Here is a 23796-nt window from a genome sequence, read left to right on the forward strand (position 1 = left end):
TCAGGGGAAAATAACGCATGAGGCTACCCTGTAACCAGCGCTTCTGGCAACATTAAGTCTCAAATTTTCAGCAGGTGGAATATGGCTCGCGCAAAACTGAAATTCCGACTTCATCGTGCAGTGATTGTATTGTTCTGTCTTGCGCTGCTCGTCGCCCTGATGCAGGGCGCATCCTGGTTTAGTCAAAGTCACCAGCAGCAGCGTAATCCGCAGCTCGAAGAGCTGGCCCGTACGCTGGCCCGCCAGGTGGCGCTAAATGTTGCTCCGCTAATGCGTACCGAAACGCCGGATGAAAAACGCATCAAAGCGGTACTCACACAGTTGACGGAAAGTAGCCGTATTCTGGACGCTGGCGTATACGATGAACAGGGAGACCTGATTACGCGCACCGGCGAGAGCGTCAACGTTCGTGACCGACTGGCGCTCGACGGCAAAAAAGCCGGGGGTTATTTTAACCAGCAGATTGTCGAACCCATTCAGGGGAAAAATGGTCCGCTGGGCTATTTGCGTCTGACGCTGGATACCCACACCCTCGCCACCGAGGCGAAGCAGGTAGATAACACCACCAATATCTTACGCCTGATGCTGCTGCTGGCGCTGGCGATTGGCGTCGTGCTCACCCGTACCTTATTGCAAGGCAAGCGTACCCGCTGGCAGCAATCCCCTTTCCTGTTGACCGCCAACAAACCGGTGCAGGAAGAAGACAACGAGAAAAAAGAGTAAAAGCAGTAAAAACTGTAAAACAGAAGGGAAATCAACCATGACTACACTACGCCTGCTTATCTCAGACTCTTACGATCCGTGGTTTAACCTCGCGGTCGAAGAGTGCATTTTTCGCCAGATGCCCGCCACGCAGCGCGTCCTGTTCTTGTGGCGTAACGCCGATACGGTGGTGATTGGCCGGGCGCAAAACCCGTGGAAAGAGTGTAATACCCGCCGTATGGAGGAAGACAACGTGCGGCTCGCCCGCCGTAGCAGCGGCGGCGGCGCGGTGTTCCATGACTTAGGTAATACCTGCTTTACCTTTATGGCCGGTAAACCGGAGTACGACAAAACCATTTCCACCGCGATTGTCCTCAACGCATTGAATTCTCTGGGAGTGACGGCGGACGCCTCCGGGCGTAACGATCTGGTTGTGAAAACGCCAGACGGCGATCGCAAGGTTTCAGGCTCTGCTTATCGGGAAACGAAAGATCGCGGCTTCCACCACGGCACGCTGCTGCTAAATGCCGATCTCAGCCGCCTAGCAAATTATCTCAATCCCGACAAAAAGAAACTCGCGGCAAAGGGGATCACCTCTGTCCGCTCACGGGTGGCGAATTTGACGGAGCTGTTACCGGGCATCACCCATGAACAGGTCTGTCAGGCCATCACGGAAGCCTTTTTTGCTCATTATGGCGAACGCGTTGAAGCGGAAGTGATCTCACCAGATAAAACGCCGGACCTGCCAAATTTTGCCGAAACCTTTGCCCGCCAGAGCAGTTGGGAATGGAATTTTGGTCAGGCACCTGCTTTCTCGCATCTGCTGGACGAGCGTTTCACCTGGGGTGGCGTTGAGCTGCATTTCGACGTCGAAAAAGGTCATATCACGCGCACACAGGTGTTTACCGACAGTCTCAATCCCGCGCCGTTAGAAGCGCTGGCGGAGCGGCTACAGGGCTGCCAGTATCGCGCCGATGTTTTACAGCAGACTTGCGAAGCGCTGGTTACGGAATATGCGGATCAGGAAAACGAGCTGCGTGAACTGGCGGCGTGGGTGGCGAAGGCCGTGCGTTAAGCGATTAGTGGCGAATTGCCGGATGGCGGCTGCGCCTTATCCGGCCTACAAGACCGCTCCTGTACGCCTGATAAGCGAAGCGCCATCAGGCATTAATAGCGGCATTCCCGTAGGCCCGGTAAGCGAAGCGCCACCGGGCCATAACAACCCTTACTCTTTATCGCCCAGCAGAACGGATTCCAGCGCGATTTTGATCATGTCGTTGAAGGTCGTCTGACGTTCAGCGGCAGTGGTCTGCTCGTGAGTACGGATATGGTCGGAAACGGTGCAGATGGTCAGCGCTTTTGCACCAAATTCCGCAGCAACACCGTAGATGCCCGCCGCTTCCATTTCCACGCCCAGCACGCCGTATTTTTCCATCACGTCGAACATTTCACCGTCCGGAGAGTAGAACAGGTCAGCAGAGAACAGGTTGCCCACGCGCGCGTCTACACCCAGTGCTTTTGCCGCATCAACCGCGTTACGCACCATGTCGAAGTCAGCAATAGCAGCGAAGTCATGATCTTTAAAACGGATACGGTTAACTTTGGAGTCGGTGCAAGCGCCCATACCGATAACCACGTCACGCAGTTTAACGTCCATACGCACAGCGCCGCAGGAGCCTACGCGAATGATTTTCTTCACGCCGAAATCGGTGATCAGCTCTTTGGTGTAGATGGAGCAGGACGGGATACCCATACCGTGACCCATAACGGAGATCTTACGGCCTTTGTAAGTACCGGTAAAACCTAACATGCCGCGAACGTTGTTCACTTCACGAACATCTTCGAGGAAAGTTTCAGCAATATGCTTTGCACGCAGCGGGTCGCCCGGCATCAATACGACGTCAGCGAAATCACCCATTTCTGCATTAATATGTGGAGTTGCCATTTTTTGTCCTTATTTCGTTGTTATTGCCTGATGGCGGCTACGCCTTATCAGGCCTACAAAACGTATGCAAAACAGTGAAATACCCTAAGGATTTCGCGTTGTAGGAAGGCGACGAATTCGTGAATCCCCGGGAGCATAGATTCACTATGTGACCGGGGTGAGCGAATGAAGTCAACGCATCTACAGCGCGAAAGACAACGGGTATTACAGCATGTTTTTACCGTAGTCCATCGGTGACGTACCAAAGTAGCTCGCCAGCGTCTGACCGATATCCGCGAAGGTTTCACGGTGACCTAAAGAACCTGGTTTCACTTTCGGGCCGTAGACCAGTACCGGGATGTGTTCACGGGTGTGGTCAGTGCCGGTCCAGCTTGGGTCGCAGCCGTGGTCAGCGGTCAGGATCAGAATGTCATCTTCACCCACCAGCTCCATCAGCTCAGGCAGACGGCGGTCGAACAGTTCCAGGCCCGCAGCATAACCGGCGATATCGCGACGATGTCCCCAGGAAGAGTCGAAATCAACGAAGTTGGTGAAGACGATGGTCTTATCACCTGCTTCTTTCATCTCTTTGATGGTGGCGTCGAACAGCGCGTCCAGACCGGTGGCTTTCACTTTTTTGGTGATGCCGCAGTTAGCGTAGATATCCGCAATTTTACCGACGGAAACCACGTGACCGTCTTTTTCGTCGACCAGTTTCTGCAGCACGGTCGGTGCTGGCGGCTCAACGGCCAGGTCGTGACGGTTACCGGTACGCTGGAAGTTACCGGCTTTATCACCGATAAACGGACGTGCGATAACACGACCGATGTTGTAACCACCTTCGGTCAGCTCTTCACGTGCGGTTTCGCACAGCTCGTAGAGTTTATCCAGGCCAAACGTCTCTTCGTGGCAGGCAATCTGGAACACGGAGTCAGCGGAGGTATAGAAAATCGGCTTGCCGGTTTTCATATGCTCTTCACCCAGCTGATCCAGGATCACGGTACCGGAAGAGTGGCAGTTGCCGAGGTAGCCTGGCAGGTTGGCACGTTTTACCAGTTTATCCAGCAGTTCCTGCGGGAAGCTGTTTTCATGATCGGAGAAATAACCCCAATCAAACAGAACCGGGACACCCGCGATTTCCCAGTGGCCAGACGGCGTGTCTTTCCCGGAAGAAAGTTCATGCGCCCATGCGTAGGCACCAATCACTTCCGCGTTACCGTCCATACCAGCAGCAATTTTACCGGTAGAACCTTCGTGAGCTTTCACCAGGCCCAGACGGGTCAGGTTAGGCAGATTCAGTGGACCTTTGCGACCATTGTCAGCCTCACCTTTCGCACAGGCTTCTGCAATGTGTCCCATAGTGTCTGAACCTACGTCGCCAAAGCGATCCGCATCTTCAGTCGCACCAATACCAAAGGAGTCCAGCACCATAATAAATGCACGTTTCATCTTGTTCTCCATACATCTGCGCCGCAAAAAAGCGATCAGATCAGTATACAGTTATTCGGTAATACGACGATAGACTGTCGGTGTAATTTCTGGCGCTTTATCGTCAAGGCTAATTGCCGCTTTGACCGCTTTCGCCGCTTCCTGCCAGCTGGCTTCGTCTTTCGCGTGGATCACCGCCAGCGGGCGTTGTCCGTCTACGCTGTCGCCCAGACGCGCCATATCGCTAAAGCCAACGCTGTAATCAATGGTGTCCGAAGCCTGACGACGACCGCCGCCCATGGAAACGACCGCCATCCCCAGCGCGCGGGTATCCATCGCGCTGACAAAGCCTTCGGTATCAGCATATACCGCTTTGCTGAGCATTGCCGTCGGCAGGTACTTCGCATAATTTTCGACGAAATCGGTCGGGCCTTTTTGCGCCGCAACCATGCGACCAAAAATCTCTGCCGCTTTACCGTTGTCCAGCACGGTCTGCAATTTCGCACGGGCTTCGGCGTCATCTTTCGCCAGATTACCGGAGATCAGCATTTCCACGCACAGCGCCATGGTGACGTCTAACAGACGTGGATTGCGGTATTCACCGGTCAGGAACTGCACCGCTTCGCGAACTTCGACCGCGTTACCTGCGCTGGAGGCCAGCACCTGGTTCATATCGGTTAACAGCGCGGTGGTACGTACACCCGCACCGTTTGCCACACCGACAATCGCTTCAGCAAGAGCTTCAGAAAGCTCGTAGGTCGGCATAAAGGCGCCGCTGCCCACTTTCACATCCATCACTAGCGCATCCAGCCCTTCCGCCAGTTTTTTCGCCAGAATGGAACCGGTAATCAGCGGGATGGAATCCACCGTCGCGGTAATATCGCGGGTGGCATAAAAACGTTTATCCGCCGGTGCGAGCGAGCTGGTTTGCCCAATAATCGCCACACCCACGTCTTTAATAATTTCACGGAAGCGCGCGTCGTCCGGGAAGATGTCAAATCCAGGAATCGCTTCCAGTTTATCGAGTGTACCGCCGGTATGCCCCAGGCCACGCCCGGAGATCATCGGAATATAGCCGCCGCACGCTGCGACCATCGGGCCTAACATCAGTGACGTTACGTCACCTACACCGCCGGTAGAGTGTTTATCCACAATCGGGCCGTTCAGCTGCAGGCTTTTCCAGTCCAGCACGGTTCCTGAATCACGCATTGCCATGGTCAGCGAAACTCGCTCAGGCATTGTCATATCGTGGAAGAAAATGGTCATCGCCAGGGCGGCGATTTGCCCTTCAGAGATGGTGTTGTCGCGAATACCATTGATAAAGAAACGAATTTCTTCATCGCTCAGCGCATGACCATCACGTTTTTTACGAATAATTTCTTGTGCGAGAAACACGGTAACCCCCAGGGGAAAAGAGTAGAAGGCCGTTGTAGGCCGGGCAAGCAACGCGCCACCCGGCAGTCGTCTTAATGCCGGATGGCGGCTACGCCTTATCCGGCCTACGTCGCTACAGCTCCGGCAATATAAGGCTTAGTAGCTGCTTGCGCTCTTGCCGTCGCCGTGACCCAGCGCTTTCAGCAGGCTCGCCAGCAGGCTGGATGCGCCAAAACGGTAGTGACGAGAATCAGCCCAGTCAGCGCCAAACAGTTCATCGGCAATCGCCAGGAACTGCTGTGCATCTTCTGCAGTGCGCACGCCACCAGCCGGTTTGAAACCTACAGTTTTAGAAACACCCATGTCGCGGATCACTTCCATCATGATGCGTGCGCTTTCCGGCGTCGCATTGACCGGCACTTTACCGGTAGAGGTTTTGATGAAATCAGCACCAGCTTTGATGGAGATTTCAGACGCTTTGCGAATCAGAGCTTCTTCTTTCAACTCACCGGTTTCGATGATGACTTTCAGCAGCACGTTTGCCGCCGCACACGCGTCTTTGCAGGCTTTAACCAGATCGAAACCAATCTGCTCGTTACCGGCGATCAGCGCACGGTACGGGAACACCACGTCAACTTCATCTGCGCCGTAAGCAATCGCCGCGCGGGTTTCAGCCAGCGCAATCTCGATGTCGTCGTTGCCATGCGGGAAGTTGGTTACGGTTGCAATGCGGATGTCCGGCGTGCCCTGCTCTTTCAGGGTCTTACGCGCAATAGGGATGAAACGCGGATAGATACAGATTGCGGCAGTGTTGCCAACCGGGGTCTTCGCCTGATGACACAGCGCGATCACTTTTTCATTGGTGTCGTCGTCATTCAGGGTGGTCAGGTCCATCAGTTTCAGTGCACGCAGGCTGCTTGCTGTTAAATCGGTCATAACATTCTCCAACGGCATCGCCGTATAAAATTTCACCTTGCGAGTTTGTTAGTATTCTAACATCCGCTCGCTATTACACTTCGATATACATCACAGTTAATGAAAACCACATACAGATTTGCATTACTCTAATGAGATCTACTTCAAATAAATCACCTTTTATAAAGGGATGCGGTGGCATCAGGCGCATCCGGATCAAAGGTTGTGGCGGCGTTGCTTTCTACAATGGCGTTACACCTTCGGGATAAAAAGGAATCAACGATGCCCACTTCAAGCGAACTCGCGCTGCAACAGCGTTGCCAACAAATCGTGACCAGCCCAGTGCTCAGCCCTGAGCAGAAACGCCACTTTCTGGCGCTGGAAGCTGAAAACGCGCTGCCTTACCCGCAACTGCCTGCACAGGCACGTCAGGCGCTGGATGATGGGGTAATCTGCGATATGTACGAAGGTCATGCCCCGTTCAAACCGCGCTATGTTTTACCCGATTACGCGCGTTTTCTGGCCAATGGCTCATCGTGGCTGGAGCTGGAAGGCGCCAAGGATCTTGATGACGCGTTGTCCTTACTCACTATTCTTTACCACCATGTTCCGTCAGTGACGTCGATGCCGGTTTATCTCGGCCAGCTCGATGCCTTGCTGCAACCGCATGTTAGAATTCTAACACAAGACGAGATCGATATTCGAATAAAACGTTTCTGGCGTTATCTCGACAGAACCCTGCCAGACGCGTTTATGCATGCCAATATCGGCCCCGCCGATACACCAGTCACCCGTGCAATTTTACGCGCAGATGCAGAGTTAAAGCAGGTTTCTCCTAATCTTACATTCATTTATGACCCGCAAATCACACCTGACGATCTGCTGCTCAACGTGGCGCAAAATATCTGCGAGTGCAGTAAGCCGCATATTTCCAACGGCCCTGAAAATGATAAAATTTTCACAAAAGGTCAGTATGGCGTCGTCAGTTGTTACAACTCTTTGCCGCTCGCCGGGGGGGGAAGCACGCTGGTCAGGCTTAATCTGAAAGCCATCGCAGAGCGCAGCGCCTCTGTCGATGACTTCTTTACGCGCACCCTACCGCACTACTGCCAGCAGCAAATCGCCATCATTGATTCACGATGTGAATTCCTCTATGAGAAATCACATTTCTTTGAGAATAGCTTCCTCGTGCAGGAAGGGTTGATTGATCCCGAACGTTTTGTGCCTATGTTCGGGATGTATGGTCTGGCGGAGGCGGTTAACCTGCTGTGCGATAAGGCGGGACAGAATGCGCGCTATGGGAAAGATGAGTTCGCCAATCAGCTCGGCTATCGTATTAGCGCCTACCTGGCGGAGTTTGTCGAAAACACCCCGGTGAAATATGGCTGGAAGCAGCGCGCGATGCTGCATGCACAGTCGGGCATCAGTTCTGACATCGGCACCACGCCAGGGGCACGCCTGCCTTACGGCGATGAGCCGGACCCGATCACCCATCTGCAAACCGTCGCGCCACATCACGCGTTTTATCACGCCGGGATCAGCGACATTCTCACTCTGGATGAAACCATCAAGCGTAATCCTCAGGCGCTGGTGCAGTTGTGCCTCGGGGCGTTTAAAGCCGGAATGCGCGAGTTTACCACCAACGTGAGCGGCAACGATCTGGTTCGCGTTACGGGTTACATGGTGCGCCTGTCAGATCTGGAAAAGTATCGCGCCGAAGGGTCACGAACCAACACCACCTGGCTTGGCGAAGAAGCCGCGCGCAATACGCGCATTCTGGAACGACAACCTCGCGTGATTAGCCATGAACAGCAGATGCGCTTTAGTCAGTAGGCTGATTCCTTTCTCCTGCGTCGATGGGCCGGGCAGTCGCCTGGCTCTGTTTCTGCAAGGATGTAATCTGCGCTGTAAAAATTGCCACAATCCGTGGACGATGGGACGCTGCAACGACTGCGGGGAGTGTGTGCTGCATTGCCCGCATGAGGCGCTGAGCCTGAGCGCAGGGAAAGTGTGGTGGCAGTCCGATGTGTGTCAGCAGTGTGACACCTGCCTGCATATGTGCCCCCAGCAGGCCACGCCGATGGCGCAGAGTATGAGCGTTGATGAAGTGCTGCAACATATTCGTAAAGCGTCACTGTTTATCGAAGGGATAACCGTTAGTGGCGGTGAAGCGACTACCCAGCTCCCCTTTATTGTGGCGCTATTTACCGCGATAAAAACCGATCCGCAGTTGCAACACCTGACCTGCATGGTCGACAGCAACGGCATGCTGAGCGAAACCGGCTGGCAGAAGCTGCTACCGGTGTGCGACGGCGTAATGCTGGATTTAAAAGCCTGGGACAGCACGTGTCATCGGCAGCTTACCGGCCGCGATAACACGCTGATTAAACAAAGCATTACCTTTTTGTCCGGGCAGAGAAAACTGGCGGAACTCCGCCTGCTGGTTATTCCTGGTCAGGAAGATTATCTACAGCATATCGATGCGCTGGCGGCGTTTATCAAACGCACCGGCGACGTACCGGTACGGTTGAATGCCTTTCATGCGCACGGGGTGTATGGCGAAGCGAAGGACTGGCCGAGCGCCACGCCGAAGGATGTGGAACACCTGGCGCAAAGATTGCGCGAGCGCAGGGTGGATAATTTGATCTTCCCGGCGCTGTACCTGTGATTGCCGGATGCGGCTACATCATTTGCAGGCCGGAAAAAACACAGCCACCATCCGGCAAAGTTATACCTGATGCGCTTTGCTTATCAGGCCTACGGAGCGCCTACTTTTGTAGGCCGGATAAGGCGCAGCCGCCATCCGGCGAAGTTATGCCTGATGCGCTTTGCTTATCAGGCCTACGAAGCGCATACTTTTGTAGGCCGGATAAGACGCAGCCGCCATCCGGCGAAGTTATGCCTGATGCGCTTCGCTTATCAGGCCTACGAAGCGGACACTTTTGTCGGCTGGCTACGCCACCCAATCACACGTTAAACAGCGCCGTGGTATTACGATACAGCGCGTCAGCGATCACGTCCGCAGGTTCCGGGCGCAGTTCGCATAAGACGTCGAAGACTCTGACTACCTGCTCCGGGCGGTTAGGCTGCCCCTGAAAGCCGTTGAGCGGCATATCCGGCGCGTCGGTTTCCAGCAACAGCGATTCCAGCGGCAGTTGCGCTATTACCTCGCGGGTTTTACTGGCGCGCGGATAGGTAATGGTGCCTCCCACGCCAATTTTGTATCCCAGTTGCACAAAGCGCTCTGCCTGCTGCACGCTCCCGGAAAAACCATGCACCACGCCCGTTCGCGGCAAAGCATGACGTTTCAAGTGCATCGCCAGCTTGTCATGGGTGCGCCGCGAATGCAGGATCACCGGCAATTCATACCGCTTCGCCAGCTTTAGCTGCGCTTCCAGCACCCGCTCTTGCTTATCGAATTGCGGATCGTCCCGATACAGATCCAATCCAATCTCGCCTACCGCCACCAGCTTTTGTGGGCGCTTATCCAGCTCCTGTTGCAACTGGTCCAGGCAGTCATCGCTATGTTGTTCAATAACAATGGGATGCAGACCAAGCGCGGCAAACAATGGAGGATAATTTTCCGCTAACGCCAGTACGCGGGGAAAATTCGCCGCCTGGGTGGCCGGAACGATAATGCTCTGTACACCAACCTCCACCGCGCGCTGAATGCTGGCAGATTCATCTCCGGTAAACGGCGGGAAATCAAAGTGACAATGCGTATCGATAAAACGATAACTCACGCCAAATCCTCATTATCAAACGTCGTGTCGTTCGCCTGAGGCGCATCGGTCACCACTGGCACATGGGCATCGTTGGCCACCGGTGCGGGAGGAACTACCACCGGTCCCGGCACTACAATCTTCGGCGTCTGACGAGGCAGCGGCGCATTTTTCGCCAACAGTTTGCCAACTGTCGCCAAAAAGTAACGACCGCACAGGCGTCCGGTTTTGTAATCTTCCCGCAGTGCCGGAATACGGCTGCCCAACGCCATGCTATGGAGTGGTTTTGGCGGATAGATCTCAAAAATACGCAGCTTGCCCGGCGGCTTCTCAATAAAGCTCTGGATAGCACGATAGCTGGTCTCATGATGCTGCACCAGATTCAGAAACGGTTGCAGGCTACTTTCACCCAACCAGCGCTCCATACGTTTGAACCACTGCGGGGTGTAGTACATTTGCGAAGGCACAGTGCGAATCACTACCAACGTTTTTGCCCCCTGCTTCGCTGCCTCCTGCACAGGTATGGCATCACTAACTCCTCCATCCAGATAGTTCACGCCGTCCAATACAACCCCTGTGCGGTAGAACCCGGGAATCGCGCTGGAGGCTCGAATGAGGTCGAGCCAGTTTTGCCGGTTCGGCGAAAAATAGCCGGGCGTGTAATCATCGCCCCGACAGGCGCACATATAAAACGCTTTCCCTGCGGCAAACAGACGCTCGGCGTTATCCATTGCCAGCGGCATCTGGGACGCAGTCGAATCCACCAGCCAGTCGAGATCGATTAAGTTTCCCCCGCGCACAAAGCGCACCGGGTCAAAAAATTCGCGTCGGGTAGTGTATCGCATAATAACTTTGCGGCCGTAACCGGGCTGGTTACAGAGATAGGCTGAAAGGTTTTGCGCGCCAGCGGACGTCCCGTAGAAGAGCTCAAAAGGATTAAACTGCGCGCGCATGAATTCATCCAGTACGCCAGCGGTAAAGATACCTCTTTGTCCCCCACCCTCGCACACCAGCGCCATATTGCCTGGTTGAAACGGACGTAACGATAACGGCGCAATATTACCGAGCGTGACGGGTATTCTCTGCCCCACCTCTGCCTTCCTGTTGTTTTTGTAATAGAGCAACAAAGTAACGCAAATTGCCTGACGCTAAAACCGTAAAAGCCAGTCCAATGGACTGGCTTAGTAGCAATTTTTCTTTACGGCTATGGGCTAGGGTCGTTTACGCCCGGTAAACAGGCTGACCAAAAACAGAATGATCCCCACCACAAACACAATTTTCGCAGCGCCGGCTGCGGTACCCGCCAGTCCACCAAAACCCAGTGCAGCGGCAATTAACGCGATAACCAGAAATATGATGCCCCATCGAAACATATGCTTCTCCTTTACCATAGTTAATTTCACCGCTTGATATGAGCGCTCAGGCTGCCCATCGGCGATATTTTCAGTGTGGTGCACAACACGCCTCCCGACAAACGTCAGGAGGACGAATTAAGTCTAATTACTGAGTTTTGAGATCGTTTTTGACGCTTTTCACGCCATCAATCGCTTTGGCGATGCTCTCAGCACGATCGCTTTGAGCCTGTGAATCGACGGTGCCTGAAAGTTGCACTACGCCCTCGGTGGTCTCAACTTTCACCTTGCGGGAAGGGACGATATCATCGGCCAGCAGCTTGGCTTTTACCTCACTGGTGATTGCCGTATCGCCCGCATAGCCTTTAACGGAGGTTTCTTTACTATCACGCACGTGCAGTTTGTCGCTAACGGAGGTCACACCCTCAACGCCTTTCGCCACTTTCACCGCTTCTTCGGCCTGTGCCTGGCTTTCAACAAACCCGCTTAGTGTCACCACCTTTTGATCTGTTTTGACGGAAATATCGGTGCTCTTAATGCTTTCGTGGTCCACCAGCGCGGCTTTTACTTTCGCGGTGATGGTGCTGTCATCCATGAAATTACCGACTTTGTTCATAGAGCTATCGACTTTCTGCCCCGCACTTTCGACGCCGGATTGCGCTTTATCCATCGTGGCGTTTTCTGCATAAGCAGAACCCGTTGCAACAGCGGAGGTCAGCATCACGGCCAGCAGCGTTTTAGAAATCTTAAGTCCTGTCATTGTCATCGATGTATTCCTGTATGTTTTGCTAAAAGCTATGCTCTGCCGTTACACGGCCTGAACCAGCAACTAATCTTGTAAGTGGAATAAATATCAGCAATAGACGCTGCAACAGGCAGCCTAAAAAGCATTTAACGCCGATATTTATGTCATCACATTGTTAAATATAGTTCACGATTTCGTGATCGCAGTCAGAATTGATTAAAAAACAGGCAAACAAAAGAAAAACGCGAGGTTTTAAGAACATTCCGCAAGGGATTTAAAAGACAGGAAAAGTTGCAGGACACGGCGGATACCGTGCCCTGGAAGGTCGATTAGTGTTCGCGTGTTTTACGGAACTGAACGTCCGGGTAACGTTCCTGGGTGAGATTTAGGTTAACCATGGTTGGTGCGATATAGGTGAGGTTATCGCCGCCATCCAGCGCCAGCTGAATTTCGTTCTTACGCTTAAATTCTTCGAATTTCTTCACGTCAGAACATTCTACCCAGCGCGCAGTCGCCACGTTGACAGATTCATAAATCGCTTCAACGTTGTACTCGCTCTTCAGACGTGAAACCACCACGTCAAACTGCAGCACACCCACCGCGCCCACGATCAAATCGTTATTGGCGATCGGACGGAATACCTGCACAGCGCCCTCTTCTGACAGCTGAACCAGCCCTTTCAGCAGCTGTTTCTGCTTCAATGGATCCTTCAGGCGAATACGACGGAACAGCTCCGGTGCGAAGTTCGGAATACCGGTGAACTTCATCATTTCGCCCTGGGTAAAGGTATCACCGATCTGGATAGTGCCGTGGTTATGCAGACCGAGAATATCGCCCGGATACGCTTCTTCCACATGAGAACGGTCACCGGCCATAAAGGTGAGTGCGTCGGAGATCACCACGTCTTTACCAATGCGCACCTGGCGCATTTTCATGCCTTTCTCATACTTGCCGGATACCACACGCATGAACGCCACGCGGTCACGGTGTTTCGGGTCCATGTTGGCCTGAATTTTAAACACGAAACCGGTGAACTTCTCTTCTGAGGCTTCGACGACGCGGGTGTCGGTTTTACGCGGCATCGGCGCAGGCGCCCACTCCACTAAGCCGTCCAGCATATGGTCAACGCCGAAGTTACCCAGCGCGGTACCGAAGAAGACCGGGGTGATTTCGCCCGCGAGGAACAGCTCATGGTCGAACTCATTGGACGCGCCCTGCACCAGCTCCAGCTCGTCACGCAGCTGCTGCGCCAGGTCTTCACCCACGGCAGCATCAAGTTCCGGGTTGTTAAGACCTTTAACAACACGCACTTCCTGAATGGTGTGGCCTTTACCGGTCTGATACAGGTAAGTTTCATCTTTATAAATGTGATAGACACCTTTGAACAACTTACCGCAGCCAATCGGCCAGGTGATTGGCGCACAGCCGATTTTCAGTTCGTTCTCGACTTCATCCAGCAGCTCCATCGGATCGCGGATGTCACGGTCGAGTTTGTTCATAAAGGTCAGGATCGGCGTATCGCGCAGACGGGTAACTTCCATCAGCTTACGGGTACGATCCTCGACGCCTTTTGCGGCATCGATAACCATCAGGCAGCAGTCCACCGCCGTCAGAGTACGATAGGTATCTTCGGAGAAGTCTTCGTGCCCCGGGGTGTCCAGCAGGTTCACCAGGCAGTCATGATACGGAAACTGCATCACAGAGGTGGTAATGGAGATACCACGCTGCTTTTCCATTTCCATCCAGTCAGATTTTGCATGCTGGCTGGAGCCACGGCCTTTTACCGTACCGGCGGTCTGAATGGCCTGTCCGAATAACAGTACCTTTTCAGTAATTGTCGTTTTACCGGCATCCGGGTGAGAAATAATGGCAAAAGTGCGGCGTTTGGCCACCTCTTGCAAATAAGGAGACAACGTCATAGTCAAATCTTCTTAGGTAAGCACGGCAACGGGCCGGGCAAGTTGAATACGAAAAATTGCGGCTATTTTACCCATCAACGGGGGGGAGGCAATCAGTGTTTACACAGGAGCTGCTCCAGTTCGCTTAATGACGCTACGGTCCAGGTCGGCTGAATGCCCGCTGGCTGCTCGCGGTGGTGCGTATTTAGCCAGCAGGTGGATAGCCCGGCGTTAATGCCGCCAAGAATATCGGACTCTGCGGTGTCACCCACCATCAGCACGCGAGAACGGTCAGGATTACCCGCCTGCTCCAGCGCATGGTCAAAAATACGGGGGTCGGGTTTTGCCACCCCAACCTGCTCAGAAATCACCAGCAGGTCGAAATAGTCGCGCAGCCCCGTCCGCTCAAGGCGGATTTGCTGCAACGCGGTAAAGCCGTTAGTAATGATGCCGATTTTCGTTTTATCGCGAATCGCATTGAGCAGAGAAACTGCCCCCGGCAACGGTGAGCAGATCTCCGCCATCGCATTGATGAATGCGTCATTAAGCTGGCCCGGTTCAACCTTCAGGCGTTCGGCCCAGCTCTGAAAACGGGCATGCTGCAGTTGTAATGAGGTAATCGCGCCGTTTTGGTAATCCACCCACAGCGGTTTATTCACGGCCTGGTAGTCCTGAAAATCTTCAGCGGTAAAGGTAATGCTATAGTCGAGAAACATCCGCTGTAAGCCGGTAAACGAGTCAAACGTAAACAGCGTTTCGTCGGCATCAAAGAAAATCCAGTCCCACTTCTTCATCATTACACCTTGTCTTACATGCTGATTGGCAACGCCATGATGATGGCGTCTTCGTGACCATCGGCCGTTGGATAGTAGTTGCGACGGATCGTCGCCTCGTTAAAGCCTAAGCTTTCGTACAGCGCGATAGCGGCCGCATTCGAGGCGCGCACTTCAAGCCACAGGGTCAAAATGCCACGCTTTTCCAGCTCATCGATCAGGTGCTCCAGCAGCTCACGCCCCAGGCCCCGGCGCTGAAAGTCAGGATCGACGGCGATATTGAACAACGTCGCTTCATCCAGTACGACCTGCGTAATTGCAAAGGCGGCCATCACGTCGTCAACCCTCAACTGAAAATTGAGGTAGCGATCGCCCTGGTTGCTGGCAAATGTTTTTTCACTCCACGGAAAAGCGTGGGCGCGTTTTTCAATCTGAAATGCTGCGGGTAAATCAGTCGGCTCGAGGGAAGAAATCGTGTTCATATGCGCAGATTTGTTGCCATAACGCGGCGCGTGCCGCTGGGTTTTCCCGTAATTCATTAAACGCAGGACTCTCGACCTGAGCGCCCTCCAGCAGCAGCGGCTCTTCGGTTCCCAGCCGCCAGCTATTACAGCGACTGCCTTGCGGCAGCATGGCGACACGGTCAGGCGTCAGTTGTAAAACCTGATCCGGGCTAACGGTTAATGCACGTAAAATATCGCTGATCAACGGTTCGGTTAGCGCGGGTAACTGTGCAGCAACCATCACCAAACGGACATGCGCAGGAATGGAAATCGCGATCTCGCCCTGCAGTGCGCCAGGACGACGCAACGACCACTGCGTAATGCCCAGTTGCTGTAACTGCCAGTCTCGTCGGGATGTCATAGCGAAACACTCCTGTCTATCAGGGGCGCAAATATAGCAAATTTGTCGAATCCGTGCCATCAAACAACTATAATCCCCCGCTGTACAATTTAAGGAGCATTCCATGTCTGCTTTTACCCCGGCAAGTGAAGTCTTGCTGCGCCACAGTGATGATTTCGAACAAAGCCGTATTCTGTTTGCCGGTGATTTGCAGGATGACCTGCCTGCCCATTTTGAAAGCGCCGCCAGCCGTGCGCACACCCAGCAACTTCACCACTGGCAGGTGCTTAACCGCCAGATGGGCGACAACGTCCGTTTCAGCCTCGTCGCGCAGGCCGATGACGTTGCCGATAGCGATACGCTGATCTACTACTGGCCGAAGAATAAGCCAGAAGCCCAGTTCCAGTTGATGAACATTCTGTCGCTGTTACCGGTGGGCACCGATATTTTTGTTGTCGGTGAGAATCGCAGCGGCGTACGTAGCGCAGAGCAGATGCTTGCCGAATACGCACCGTTAAACAAAGTCGACAGCGCACGTCGCTGTGGCCTGTACCACGGTCGTCTGGAAAAACAGCCGGTCTTTGATGCAGAAAAATACTGGGATGAATACCAGACAGAAAATCTGACCATCAAAACGCTGCCGGGCGTCTTCAGCCGTGACGGTCTGGATGTTGGCAGCCAACTGCTGCTCTCCACGCTGACGCCGCACACCAAAGGCAAAGTGCTGGATGTCGGCTGTGGCGCAGGCGTTCTCTCCGTCGCCTTAGCCAACCACTCGCCGAAAGTGCGCTTAACCCTGTGCGATGTTAGCGCCGCCGCCGTTGAAGCCAGCCGCGCAACGCTTGCAGCCAACGGCATTGAAGGTGACGTCATCGCCAGTAACGTCTTTTCTGACGTGACGGGTCGTTTTGATATGATCATCTCCAACCCGCCGTTCCACGACGGTATGCAGACCAGCCTTGATGCCGCACAAACGCTGATACGTGACGCAGTGCGTCATCTCAACAGCGGTGGTGAACTGCGTATTGTGGCGAACGCCTTCCTGCCTTATCCGAAGGTACTGGATGAAGTGTTTGGCTTCCATGAAGTTATCGCGCAGACCGGACGTTTCAAGGTCTATCGCACCGTGATGACGCGCCAGGCGAAAAAAGCCTAACGGCTGTAGGCCAGATAAGGCGTTTACGCCGCCATCCGGCGTGACACCGAGCAACGCCGGATGGCGCTATCGCTTATCCGGCCTACATAAAACGCCAAAAACCGAAGAAACGCCTTTTTTTTCGGCAATCACGTTAAGTTCGAAAATTAACTGTTGACGCCCTGCATAAAATCTCTAGAATTCGCCCCCGTGGTAACGATACTTTTTGAGTGTCGATGGTATGCGAAGGTGGCGGAATTGGTAGACGCGCTAGCTTCAGGTGTTAGTGTCCTTTCGGACGTGGGGGTTCAAGTCCCCCCCCTCGCACCATAATCCACGTTGATATTGCTCGCACTGGGCGAAGGTGGCGGAATTGGTAGACGCGCTAGCTTCAGGTGTTAGTGTCCTTAGGATGTGGGGGTTCGAGTCCCCCCCCTCGCACCAACGAGGCGATATCAAAAAAATAAGATGACTGTGCGAAGGTGGCGGAATTGGTAGACGCGCTAGCTTCAGGTGTTAGTGTCCTTAGGATGTGGGGGTTCGAGTCCCCCCCCTCGCACCAATTATCTTATTTCCCTCTCGATTTCCTTCTCTGTTTTGTTCATCCCTGATTCCAGTTCATCATTACCAAAACAATGCCACCAATCAGTGCCGCGCATGAAGGTAACAAAACAAAGTGACGTAAACGTTTGTGGTACAGCATGAGCGAAGTCAGCAGTAATCCTAATACAATCATCACCTTCCATACGTAGACCGACAGGTCGCTATATGCCATCCCGGCAATCAGCATTCCCGGCAGCAGAACACCCCATCCACTGCCCAGCGTACGTTGCAACATGATTTCACCTATAACACTGATAATGATAACCAATATCATATGATAAAATTTCTCATTTGTCAGCCGTGAAGCACTATCAATTATATGAGTTTTACTTAACGATTGATGACATGAATAATCCAAGGTGATAAATTGCTCACCGGTTAGCTCTTCAACTAAAAACAATAAAAACCTCTGCGAATGATACCCCGTTCGTTATTTGTTTTATTTACCAACACACCTTCGTACATTGCAGATAACTAACAATATTTACCTATGACAGTACAATCCTGGCGAACTCTGCGCACAAAAAAATACCAACTCTCTTTACGACTGTTTCTACTGCTCAACGCAGTCTCCGCGCTGTTTACGCTTTTTTTCCCACTGTTTGCGGTCAAAGCCTTATCAGTACCGGCGTTGCTGATGCTGGTGATGAGTACACTGCTGCTGGTATGGCATGGGAAATACGCGGATAAAAGAATTAATCTCCCTTTTATTTCAATCGTTTTTGGCTTGTTATGGGCGTTACATATATTCTTGAAATATAACGCTCTAGGTCAGAATGATTATTATTTCCTGTTAATAGCGCTGCTCAGCGTACTGTTTATTGGCTCTATCGCTTTTGCCAATAATATCATCGCGTTTACGCTCCACTCACTCCCCTCCGTCGCCGTTTGTTTATGGCTTAACGGCAGCGAACATGGTTTGCGGATTTTCTATTTTATGGCGCTGCCTATGGCCGGTATCGCCATCCAGCATGTGATACAAAAGCGCTACGATGGATTCGCTCAGCAACTGATGTACAAACTGCTGGAGGAAAGGGAAACCCTGAACGGGCTCAGCATGCTCGACCCGCTAACCGGTTTGTATAATCGCCGGGGGCTGCAACACCGGCTCGATACGCTGTTGGCTCTGAGTAATTCGAGGCACTTCGTTCTGCTGCTGGATATCGACCATTTCAAATCCTATAACGATCATTACGGACATATGATGGGCGACCAGGCGTTGATCCGTGTTTCTGCCGCAATCCGAGACTCCGTACGCTCCCGGGACGTGGTGGCGCGTTTTGGCGGTGAAGAGTTTATGATTTTGCTGACCGCGGTCGATCCACAGCAGGCCCAGGCTGCCGCCGAACGTATCCGCCAGAAAGTGTACGATCTTAAAATCCCTCACATGTTTAATGAGAGCGTGGCAACCAACGTAACCGTCAGTATCGGCATTGCACCTCTGGTAGAACAGGATATTGATGCTGCTATCGCCAAAGCAGATAAAGCCCTTTACGAGGCCAAGAATCTTGGACGTAACAATACGCTGGTCAGCGATGAGCTGCGGGTAAACTGCCCCTCTACCTGAGCTTTCTGTGCGCTACCGCTCGGGATGGCGACAAAGATCTTGCCATCGCTCAATGTCAATTATAGGATTAGCAATCATTATCATTAAGATTAACATCCTTATATCGACATGGCTTATCGTTCCGCACCGATCGTTGAAGATGTCATCTGGCGTAGCCATCTCCCCTCAGAGATGCCCTCGCTGGCTGCTGCCGTACGCGCAACGATAGCCAAAACTCGCGAGCACCTGCTGGACTTCATTCGTTTTGACGAAACGCCTGTGCCAGGTGCAATGACGCTGCATGAATGGACGCAACCGGCGACGCTTAGCTCGCTGCTGGCCGTTTATTCAGACCATATCTATCGCAACCAACCCACGCTACCCCGCGAAAATAAGCCCCTGATTTCTCTTTGGGCGCAATGGTATATCGGCCTGATGATGCCTCCGTTAATGGTGGCCCTACTGACGCAAAAAGAGGCTATCGACGTCTCTCCTGAACATATGCGCGTAGAGTTTCACGAAACGGGCCGTGCGGCCTGCTTCTGGATCGACGTCCATCAGGATCACCAGACAACAACTCTGTCCCCTCAACAACGCATGGAAACGCTGATTCTCTCAGCGCTGACGCCGGTTGTGCAGGCGCTGGAAGCGACGGGCGAGATCAACGCGAAGCTTATCTGGAGCAACACCGGATATTTAATTCACTGGTATTTAACGGAAATGAAGCCGTTGCTAGGTGAGGAACTGCTGACCACGCTGCGCCAGACCTGCTTTTTTGAGAAACAACTCTCCTGCGGTCAGGATAACCCTCTATGGCGAACCGTTGTTCCGCGTGAGGGGCTGTTAGTACGCAGAACCTGCTGCCAACGCTATCGCCTGCCTGACGTTCAGCAATGCGGAGACTGCACGCTGAAGTAAGCGAGGAGCCGTAGCCCCTCGCCAGATATTTATGCAACCTGCTGGTTTTCCTCTTCCATACGCTGCGCCTCTTCTTTTTCCTGCGCCAATAGCTGCTTTTCGTAGACCTTAAAGAACGGGAAGTAGATAACGGCCGACACCAGCGCCAACAGCACCACCAGAATAGCTGCACGATAATCCCAGCCTAATGCCCATGCCGCGCCAACCGGTGCCGGTGCGGTCCAGGGAACCACTGAAATGACCCGCCCAATTAAATCCAGTTTCATCGCCGCCCAGGCCAGTACCGCATTCACCATTGGAGCCAGCAGGAAAGGGATAAAAAACACCGGGTTCATGACAATCGGCGTACCAAAAATCACCGGTTCGTTAATATTAAAAATGCTGGGGACTACGCTCAGACGCCCAATCGAGCGTAGATGAGCCGAACGACTACGCAGATAGCAAATCACCAACCCCATTGTTGCACCTGACCCTCCGACCACAATAAAGAACGTCCAGAACGCTTCCATAAAGATATGCGGTAACGGCGCGCCCTGCGCCAGCGCCGACTGGTTCACCCCAAGATTAGTTAGCCAGAACATTTGCAGCATTCCCGACACAATTGCCGCGCCGTGAATACCCGCAAACCACAATAGATGTCCAATCAATACCGCCAGAAGTATCGCCGGCAGAGAATCTGCAGCCGACACCAATGGTTTAAAAATGGCCATAATGGCCTGCGGGATCAGCATGTCAAACTGCGACTGTATCACCAGACTCAGCGGGTACAGCGTCAGTACTACCACCAGCACCGGGATCAGCAGATCGAAAGAGTTTTTGATCATCGGCGGCACCTGATCGGGTAAACGGATGCCGATGTTGTGCGCCTTCAGGAAGCGCATCATTTCAACACAGTAAATGGCCACCAGGATGGCGGTGAAAATCCCCGTTCCTCCCAGGCTATCAACCGGCATTGTGCCTTTGGTTTTTGGCGCGGCAATCAGCAAAAAAGCCATGATTGATAGCATCGCACACATAAACGGATCTAACTGATGCGACTTCACATAGTGCTTGCCCAGGTTATAAGCAATAGCCGCACATATGTAGACCGACATAATCCCCATCGTCATATCAAACGGTGTGAGGATTTGGCCTTCAAACTGTTTTGCCAGATCCAGCCACGCGCGAGCAAATCCCCAGGTGGTATCCGGAGAAAAAGGCGGGTAGGCAAAAACCAGCAGAAAAGAGCCTACAATCATAAAAGGCATCGCCGAAATAAAACCGTCGCGAATGGCCATTACATGTCGTTGCGAAGAGATGCGCCCGGCAACAGGGCTGACGTAATTTTCAACAAAGCGGAAAATCACGTTAAACACAGCATGGTTAGTAGACATAGCCGTTCTCCCGTTGTGCAAAACCCTGCAACCGTGCTGGCATCAACACCGCCACCACGTAAAGCCCATTACCACTTTTCGCAACCGTGCCGGGAGGAACACCAGCGCTACCGCTTTTCGAGTTAAGTTTCATAGATGGCTCTTATTATGTGATACAGAGGAAGTGACAACTTCAGTATTAATCGTCATTTCAGCATTCTGCAACCGGTTACTGTAACCGGTTTCTTTGATTGTGAAGACGATCGAAAAACTGCTAATGTTGCTATGTTGTTACAATAAAATATTTACAGTGTGGTTGCCCCTATGACAAATTACATCCTGCAGTTTTCTGCTGTGCAGGGCTATCTGTAAGCGATAGGGAGAGAAGAATGAGTTTGCAATCAGTACGCCAATTCCTGGCGCAACATGCACCAGATATCGAGATCATCGAATTAAACCAGAGCACAGCAACCGTTGATCTGGCAGCAAAAGCCCATAACGTTGAACCTGGCCAAATAGCGAAAACACTTTCGCTAAAGGTGAAGAACGATATCATCCTGGTCGTGGCAAAAGGCGATGCCCGACTGGATAATAAAAAGCTTAAGAGTACGTTCGGTGCCAAAGCCCGAATGTTAAGTAGTGATGAGGTCGTGAACGCGACGGGGCACCCCGTTGGCGGCGTTTGCCCCTTCGGATTAGAAACACCGATATCAGTGTACTGTGATGTTTCTCTGAAACACTACGCTGAAGTGCTGCCTGCCGCTGGTGCCATCCACAGCGCGGTTCGCATCACGCCTGAAAGGATGGCTGAACTGACTTCTGCCACCTGGGTTGACGTGTGTCAGTAATGTTCCACGCGCTAAACCGGCTGCCAAGCCCGGCAAGAAACACGTCAACGTTGCCCGTCACGAAACCGCCTGCATAAAAGGCGCTGGCTCGCCGGCACGCAGATACAACAGGATGTCGGCGGCATCCAATAACCCGGCATCCGAGCTGACCCCCAGTTTGGACATCACATTAAATTTGTGTGCCCGAATGGTTTTGATGTTCCTTTCAAGCTGAACAGCAATCTGTGGCATCGAATAACCATTCGACATAAAGCGCAGTATTTCTCGTTCTGTCGGGCTGAGCATACGGCTTTGATTAATATACCAATGGTTTTTCGTACCTTCGGTTCCCCGGCCAGGGCTGCTTAACGCCGTAAATAACGCGTCCTGCAACACCGTTAACGAAGAAGCTTTACTCACAACGCCATCTAACGGCAAGGGGGACAGGGAACCAATTAAACGCGCTTCAGCGTCATCATCGGCAATCACCACACGGCGAATCCGCGGATAATTTATCGCCAGCTCCGTTAAATAGGTCAACCCTGCTCTTCGATCGGTTCTGATTGCAGAGAGGGAAAAAATAACTGCCGAAAACGACATCTTTAACATTGCCTGGCTAAAAGCGGGCTGGTTTGAAAAGAGATGAAGTTTATATTGGTCATCCGGCATGGTATTAAATAAACTCTTAATACCCACGCTGCTCATCGTGCACTTTTCTACCAGTGCAACGTTTCTTTTGATGATTCTGCTTTCCATTCCGTGGTTTCTCCATAAACTGAAGGTAAATTAAGTTCTCGCGATCCTTGAGAACTATTTATCCAGGCATACATTTCTGCATTGCTATTTATCGACAAGCGACGCATAGCGCTATTCTTTTGGGCACTGATTGTTTTATTGCTTTTTTTCAGCAACGCCGCAATCTGGTTAATCCCCCATCCTTTCCCAAGGAGGCGCAATACTTTTCTTTCAGAGAGAGTGAGAACGATAGATCGTGCGCTATGGTCTAACAATTGCGGCATAGCAGGCGGAGAGAGCAGCGCCTTGCTTATTCTCTCTGCTCGTGTATTTCCCGCGTGAATAACATTTACTAAACTTTCAATCGGCTCGGCGTCAGAGAGCAGCGAGCTGACAGGACACATCAGTAGTTCAACCGCCAGAGGATAAAAGATACGAGATACGAGAAATACCCAGTGAATATCACGGTATTGAGATAATAAAGAATAATATTGTTCGCAAACTGCACGTGGATGATTGCAGTCTCCGGTTAAATCAGCAATTACCAAATCAGCACACCGTAGCTGTAATAACGTCAGTTCTTCAACAGAACGACAGTAGGTAAGTTCGTAATCGGAGAACTTTCCCTGCATTATACCTTTAAGCCCAGTTTGTATAATCGGTGATTTACTAATAATAATTGCGTTTTTGCAGCGTCCTGGCAACATATCCCCTCCACACTCACCAGTCCGCAATCGTACTTAATTAAATTCTCCCGGGAGGATTAATAATCTTAACTCACAGGAAAATACTCCGAACAATAAGCGGGGTGAATTGTTATCCTTGGTGTTTATTTCAAATAAGTATTGACGGCACCATCCAAATAGCGCCAAATTCTAAGCTATTATTGCACAATTACGTATAAATACATTATCTGTACAATTATAATAACTACAATAGATCGTTAGCATGGCTTACGTATTTGCCATCCGGGAAAATAACGCTACATTTCAATCATGTCTCCC

Annotated in this window: 26 protein-coding genes and 3 tRNA genes; 12 read left to right on the forward strand and 17 right to left on the reverse strand. The window is 52.2% G+C overall.

Features of this window, described 5'->3' with window-relative positions; all coding sequences use genetic code 11:
• Positions 1-81: 81 nt before the first annotated feature.
• Both ACHHZ7_RS07285 and lplA read left to right on the forward strand, forming a co-directional pair.
• A complete protein-coding gene (locus ACHHZ7_RS07285) occupies positions 82-723 on the forward strand; it encodes a YtjB family periplasmic protein (protein WP_003829948.1) in 642 nt (213 codons plus the stop codon).
• Positions 724-760: 37 nt separating this feature from the next.
• Positions 761-1777: a lipoate--protein ligase LplA gene (gene lplA / locus ACHHZ7_RS07290; RefSeq protein ID WP_008786135.1), complete on the forward strand. Its 1017-nt coding sequence runs from the start codon at positions 761-763 to the stop codon at positions 1775-1777.
• 150 nt (positions 1778-1927) lie between these two features.
• Here lplA and deoD read toward each other — a convergent pair whose 3' ends face one another.
• The 4 genes from deoD to deoC form a co-directional block, all read right to left on the reverse strand.
• Entirely contained in the window at positions 1928-2647 is a 720-nt protein-coding gene (gene deoD, locus ACHHZ7_RS07295; RefSeq protein ID WP_000224864.1) for a purine-nucleoside phosphorylase, read from the reverse strand.
• A gap of 204 nt (positions 2648-2851) precedes the next feature.
• Positions 2852-4075: a phosphopentomutase gene (deoB, locus tag ACHHZ7_RS07300; RefSeq protein ID WP_060682780.1), complete on the reverse strand. Its 1224-nt coding sequence runs from the start codon at positions 4073-4075 to the stop codon at positions 2852-2854.
• A 51-nt stretch (positions 4076-4126) separates the two neighbouring features.
• The gene (gene deoA / locus ACHHZ7_RS07305) at positions 4127-5449 is read right to left on the reverse strand and encodes a thymidine phosphorylase (protein WP_003845626.1); all 1323 of its coding nucleotides are present in this window, start codon (positions 5447-5449) and stop codon (positions 4127-4129) included.
• 135 nt (positions 5450-5584) lie between these two features.
• Positions 5585-6364 carry a deoxyribose-phosphate aldolase gene (gene deoC / locus ACHHZ7_RS07310; RefSeq protein WP_003019042.1) on the reverse strand — a complete coding sequence of 260 codons (780 nt, stop codon included), beginning with the start codon at positions 6362-6364 and terminating at the stop codon, positions 5585-5587.
• Between the two features lie 261 nt (positions 6365-6625).
• On the opposite strand from deoC, the gene ACHHZ7_RS07315 reads away from it, so the two are divergent.
• From ACHHZ7_RS07315 to ACHHZ7_RS07325, 3 genes are all read left to right on the forward strand, one after another.
• Positions 6626-8176, forward strand: a complete 1551-nt coding sequence (locus ACHHZ7_RS07315) for a YjjI family glycine radical enzyme (RefSeq protein ID WP_060682781.1) — start codon at positions 6626-6628, stop codon at positions 8174-8176.
• Positions 8148-9011 (forward strand): YjjW family glycine radical enzyme activase, encoded by an 864-nt coding sequence (locus tag ACHHZ7_RS07320; RefSeq protein ID WP_071446020.1) that lies wholly within the window; start codon positions 8148-8150, stop codon positions 9009-9011. Before ACHHZ7_RS07315 ends, ACHHZ7_RS07320 begins: the two co-directional genes overlap by 29 nt.
• Before the next feature lie 153 nt (positions 9012-9164).
• Complete coding sequence (locus ACHHZ7_RS07325; protein WP_192466934.1) at positions 9165-9320, forward strand: hypothetical protein; 156 nt, start codon at positions 9165-9167, stop codon at positions 9318-9320.
• Here the strand turns inward: ACHHZ7_RS07325 and ACHHZ7_RS07330 are convergent.
• The 8 genes from ACHHZ7_RS07330 to holD all read right to left on the reverse strand — a co-directional run bounded on the left by ACHHZ7_RS07330 (position 9310) and on the right by holD (position 15697).
• Positions 9310-10086: a metal-dependent hydrolase gene (locus ACHHZ7_RS07330; protein ID WP_060682783.1), complete on the reverse strand. Its 777-nt coding sequence runs from the start codon at positions 10084-10086 to the stop codon at positions 9310-9312. The two genes, ACHHZ7_RS07325 and ACHHZ7_RS07330, sit on opposite strands and share 11 nt — an antisense overlap.
• Entirely contained in the window at positions 10083-11156 is a 1074-nt protein-coding gene (locus ACHHZ7_RS07335) for a patatin family protein (protein ID WP_008786128.1), read from the reverse strand. Before ACHHZ7_RS07335 ends, ACHHZ7_RS07330 begins: the two co-directional genes overlap by 4 nt.
• A 120-nt stretch (positions 11157-11276) precedes the next feature.
• Positions 11277-11438, reverse strand: a complete 162-nt coding sequence (locus tag ACHHZ7_RS07340) for a DUF1328 domain-containing protein (protein ID WP_003019081.1) — start codon at positions 11436-11438, stop codon at positions 11277-11279.
• A 127-nt stretch (positions 11439-11565) separates the two neighbouring features.
• Entirely contained in the window at positions 11566-12183 is a 618-nt protein-coding gene (gene osmY / locus ACHHZ7_RS07345) for a molecular chaperone OsmY (protein WP_048214994.1), read from the reverse strand.
• 308 nt (positions 12184-12491) lie between these two features.
• A complete protein-coding gene (gene prfC / locus ACHHZ7_RS07350; RefSeq protein ID WP_060682784.1) occupies positions 12492-14081 on the reverse strand; it encodes a peptide chain release factor 3 in 1590 nt (529 codons plus the stop codon).
• Between the two features lie 92 nt (positions 14082-14173).
• Positions 14174-14854, reverse strand: a complete 681-nt coding sequence (yjjG, locus tag ACHHZ7_RS07355) for a pyrimidine 5'-nucleotidase (protein ID WP_008786125.1) — start codon at positions 14852-14854, stop codon at positions 14174-14176.
• A 14-nt stretch (positions 14855-14868) separates the two neighbouring features.
• Positions 14869-15315: a ribosomal protein S18-alanine N-acetyltransferase gene (rimI, locus tag ACHHZ7_RS07360; protein ID WP_003829985.1), complete on the reverse strand. Its 447-nt coding sequence runs from the start codon at positions 15313-15315 to the stop codon at positions 14869-14871.
• Positions 15284-15697, reverse strand: a complete 414-nt coding sequence (gene holD / locus ACHHZ7_RS07365; RefSeq protein WP_003829988.1) for a DNA polymerase III subunit psi — start codon at positions 15695-15697, stop codon at positions 15284-15286. Before holD ends, rimI begins: the two co-directional genes overlap by 32 nt.
• 103 nt (positions 15698-15800) lie before the next feature.
• Here holD and rsmC point away from each other — a divergent pair, with 103 nt between their 5' ends.
• The 4 genes from rsmC (at position 15801) to ACHHZ7_RS07385 (ending at position 17373) form a co-directional block, all read left to right on the forward strand.
• Complete coding sequence (gene rsmC / locus ACHHZ7_RS07370; protein WP_395148868.1) at positions 15801-16832, forward strand: 16S rRNA (guanine(1207)-N(2))-methyltransferase RsmC; 1032 nt, start codon at positions 15801-15803, stop codon at positions 16830-16832.
• Positions 16833-17054: 222 nt separating this feature from the next.
• Positions 17055-17141: transfer RNA gene (locus ACHHZ7_RS07375), tRNA-Leu, on the forward strand.
• A gap of 28 nt (positions 17142-17169) precedes the next feature.
• Positions 17170-17255: transfer RNA gene (locus tag ACHHZ7_RS07380), tRNA-Leu, on the forward strand.
• 32 nt (positions 17256-17287) lie between these two features.
• Positions 17288-17373 (forward strand) — tRNA-Leu (locus ACHHZ7_RS07385).
• A 39-nt stretch (positions 17374-17412) separates the two neighbouring features.
• On the opposite strand, the gene ACHHZ7_RS07390 is transcribed toward ACHHZ7_RS07385, so the two are convergent.
• Positions 17413-17649: a DUF1435 domain-containing protein gene (locus ACHHZ7_RS07390; RefSeq protein WP_003019100.1), complete on the reverse strand. Its 237-nt coding sequence runs from the start codon at positions 17647-17649 to the stop codon at positions 17413-17415.
• Between the two features lie 255 nt (positions 17650-17904).
• On the opposite strand from ACHHZ7_RS07390, the gene ACHHZ7_RS07395 reads away from it, so the two are divergent.
• Positions 17905-18981, forward strand: coding sequence for a diguanylate cyclase (locus tag ACHHZ7_RS07395; RefSeq protein ID WP_003829994.1), 1077 nt, complete (start codon positions 17905-17907; stop codon positions 18979-18981).
• A gap of 108 nt (positions 18982-19089) precedes the next feature.
• Positions 19090-19878: a siderophore-iron reductase FhuF gene (gene fhuF / locus ACHHZ7_RS07400; RefSeq protein ID WP_060682787.1), complete on the forward strand. Its 789-nt coding sequence runs from the start codon at positions 19090-19092 to the stop codon at positions 19876-19878.
• Between the two features lie 29 nt (positions 19879-19907).
• On the opposite strand, the gene ACHHZ7_RS07405 is transcribed toward fhuF, so the two are convergent.
• Both ACHHZ7_RS07405 and ACHHZ7_RS07410 read right to left on the reverse strand, forming a co-directional pair.
• Positions 19908-21251, reverse strand: coding sequence for a PTS sugar transporter subunit IIC (locus tag ACHHZ7_RS07405; protein WP_060682788.1), 1344 nt, complete (start codon positions 21249-21251; stop codon positions 19908-19910).
• On the reverse strand, positions 21241-21384 hold the full coding sequence (locus ACHHZ7_RS07410; RefSeq protein WP_020996240.1) for a hypothetical protein: 144 nt from the start codon (positions 21382-21384) through the stop codon (positions 21241-21243). The genes ACHHZ7_RS07405 and ACHHZ7_RS07410 overlap by 11 nt, the downstream gene beginning before the upstream one ends.
• Positions 21385-21619: 235 nt before the next feature.
• On the opposite strand from ACHHZ7_RS07410, the gene ACHHZ7_RS07415 reads away from it, so the two are divergent.
• Positions 21620-22078 (forward strand): YbaK/EbsC family protein, encoded by a 459-nt coding sequence (locus ACHHZ7_RS07415; protein WP_003830001.1) that lies wholly within the window; start codon positions 21620-21622, stop codon positions 22076-22078.
• A gap of 57 nt (positions 22079-22135) precedes the next feature.
• Here ACHHZ7_RS07415 and bglJ read toward each other — a convergent pair whose 3' ends face one another.
• Entirely contained in the window at positions 22136-22813 is a 678-nt protein-coding gene (gene bglJ / locus ACHHZ7_RS07420; RefSeq protein ID WP_008786120.1) for a DNA-binding transcriptional activator BglJ, read from the reverse strand.
• A complete protein-coding gene (locus ACHHZ7_RS07425) occupies positions 22774-23499 on the reverse strand; it encodes a response regulator transcription factor (RefSeq protein WP_008786119.1) in 726 nt (241 codons plus the stop codon). The genes bglJ and ACHHZ7_RS07425 overlap by 40 nt, the downstream gene beginning before the upstream one ends.
• Positions 23500-23796: the final 297 nt, after the last annotated feature.

Origin of the sequence: Citrobacter freundii complex sp. 2024EL-00216, from assembly GCF_043945515.1 — a bacterium.
Classification (GTDB): Bacteria; Pseudomonadota; Gammaproteobacteria; order Enterobacterales; family Enterobacteriaceae; genus Citrobacter; species Citrobacter portucalensis.

Bases quoted from the DNA above. Each gene is read 5' to 3' on its own strand.
- ACHHZ7_RS07425 (WP_008786119.1), bottom strand. From the start codon at position 23,499: ATGTTGCCAGGACGCTGCAAAAACGCAATTATTATTAGTAAATCACCG.
- deoD (WP_000224864.1), bottom strand. From the start codon at position 2,647: ATGGCAACTCCACATATTAATGCAGAAATGGGTGATTTCGCTGACGTC.
- ACHHZ7_RS07320 (WP_071446020.1), top strand. From the start codon at position 8,148: ATGAACAGCAGATGCGCTTTAGTCAGTAGGCTGATTCCTTTCTCCTGC.
- deoB (WP_060682780.1), bottom strand. From the start codon at position 4,075: ATGAAACGTGCATTTATTATGGTGCTGGACTCCTTTGGTATTGGTGCG.
- lplA (WP_008786135.1), top strand. From the start codon at position 761: ATGACTACACTACGCCTGCTTATCTCAGACTCTTACGATCCGTGGTTT.
- holD (WP_003829988.1), bottom strand. From the start codon at position 15,697: ATGACATCCCGACGAGACTGGCAGTTACAGCAACTGGGCATTACGCAG.
- ACHHZ7_RS07325 (WP_192466934.1), top strand. From the start codon at position 9,165: ATGCGCTTTGCTTATCAGGCCTACGAAGCGCATACTTTTGTAGGCCGG.
- ACHHZ7_RS07340 (WP_003019081.1), bottom strand. From the start codon at position 11,438: ATGTTTCGATGGGGCATCATATTTCTGGTTATCGCGTTAATTGCCGCT.
- osmY (WP_048214994.1), bottom strand. From the start codon at position 12,183: ATGACAATGACAGGACTTAAGATTTCTAAAACGCTGCTGGCCGTGATG.
- yjjG (WP_008786125.1), bottom strand. From the start codon at position 14,854: ATGAAGAAGTGGGACTGGATTTTCTTTGATGCCGACGAAACGCTGTTT.
- ACHHZ7_RS07315 (WP_060682781.1), top strand. From the start codon at position 6,626: ATGCCCACTTCAAGCGAACTCGCGCTGCAACAGCGTTGCCAACAAATC.
- ACHHZ7_RS07390 (WP_003019100.1), bottom strand. From the start codon at position 17,649: ATGTTGCAACGTACGCTGGGCAGTGGATGGGGTGTTCTGCTGCCGGGA.
- rimI (WP_003829985.1), bottom strand. From the start codon at position 15,315: ATGAACACGATTTCTTCCCTCGAGCCGACTGATTTACCCGCAGCATTT.
- ACHHZ7_RS07395 (WP_003829994.1), top strand. From the start codon at position 17,905: ATGACAGTACAATCCTGGCGAACTCTGCGCACAAAAAAATACCAACTC.
- fhuF (WP_060682787.1), top strand. From the start codon at position 19,090: ATGGCTTATCGTTCCGCACCGATCGTTGAAGATGTCATCTGGCGTAGC.
- rsmC (WP_395148868.1), top strand. From the start codon at position 15,801: ATGTCTGCTTTTACCCCGGCAAGTGAAGTCTTGCTGCGCCACAGTGAT.
- prfC (WP_060682784.1), bottom strand. From the start codon at position 14,081: ATGACGTTGTCTCCTTATTTGCAAGAGGTGGCCAAACGCCGCACTTTT.
- bglJ (WP_008786120.1), bottom strand. From the start codon at position 22,813: ATGGAAAGCAGAATCATCAAAAGAAACGTTGCACTGGTAGAAAAGTGC.
- deoC (WP_003019042.1), bottom strand. From the start codon at position 6,364: ATGACCGATTTAACAGCAAGCAGCCTGCGTGCACTGAAACTGATGGAC.
- ACHHZ7_RS07405 (WP_060682788.1), bottom strand. From the start codon at position 21,251: ATGTCTACTAACCATGCTGTGTTTAACGTGATTTTCCGCTTTGTTGAA.
- ACHHZ7_RS07410 (WP_020996240.1), bottom strand. From the start codon at position 21,384: ATGAAACTTAACTCGAAAAGCGGTAGCGCTGGTGTTCCTCCCGGCACG.
- ACHHZ7_RS07415 (WP_003830001.1), top strand. From the start codon at position 21,620: ATGAGTTTGCAATCAGTACGCCAATTCCTGGCGCAACATGCACCAGAT.
- ACHHZ7_RS07285 (WP_003829948.1), top strand. From the start codon at position 82: ATGGCTCGCGCAAAACTGAAATTCCGACTTCATCGTGCAGTGATTGTA.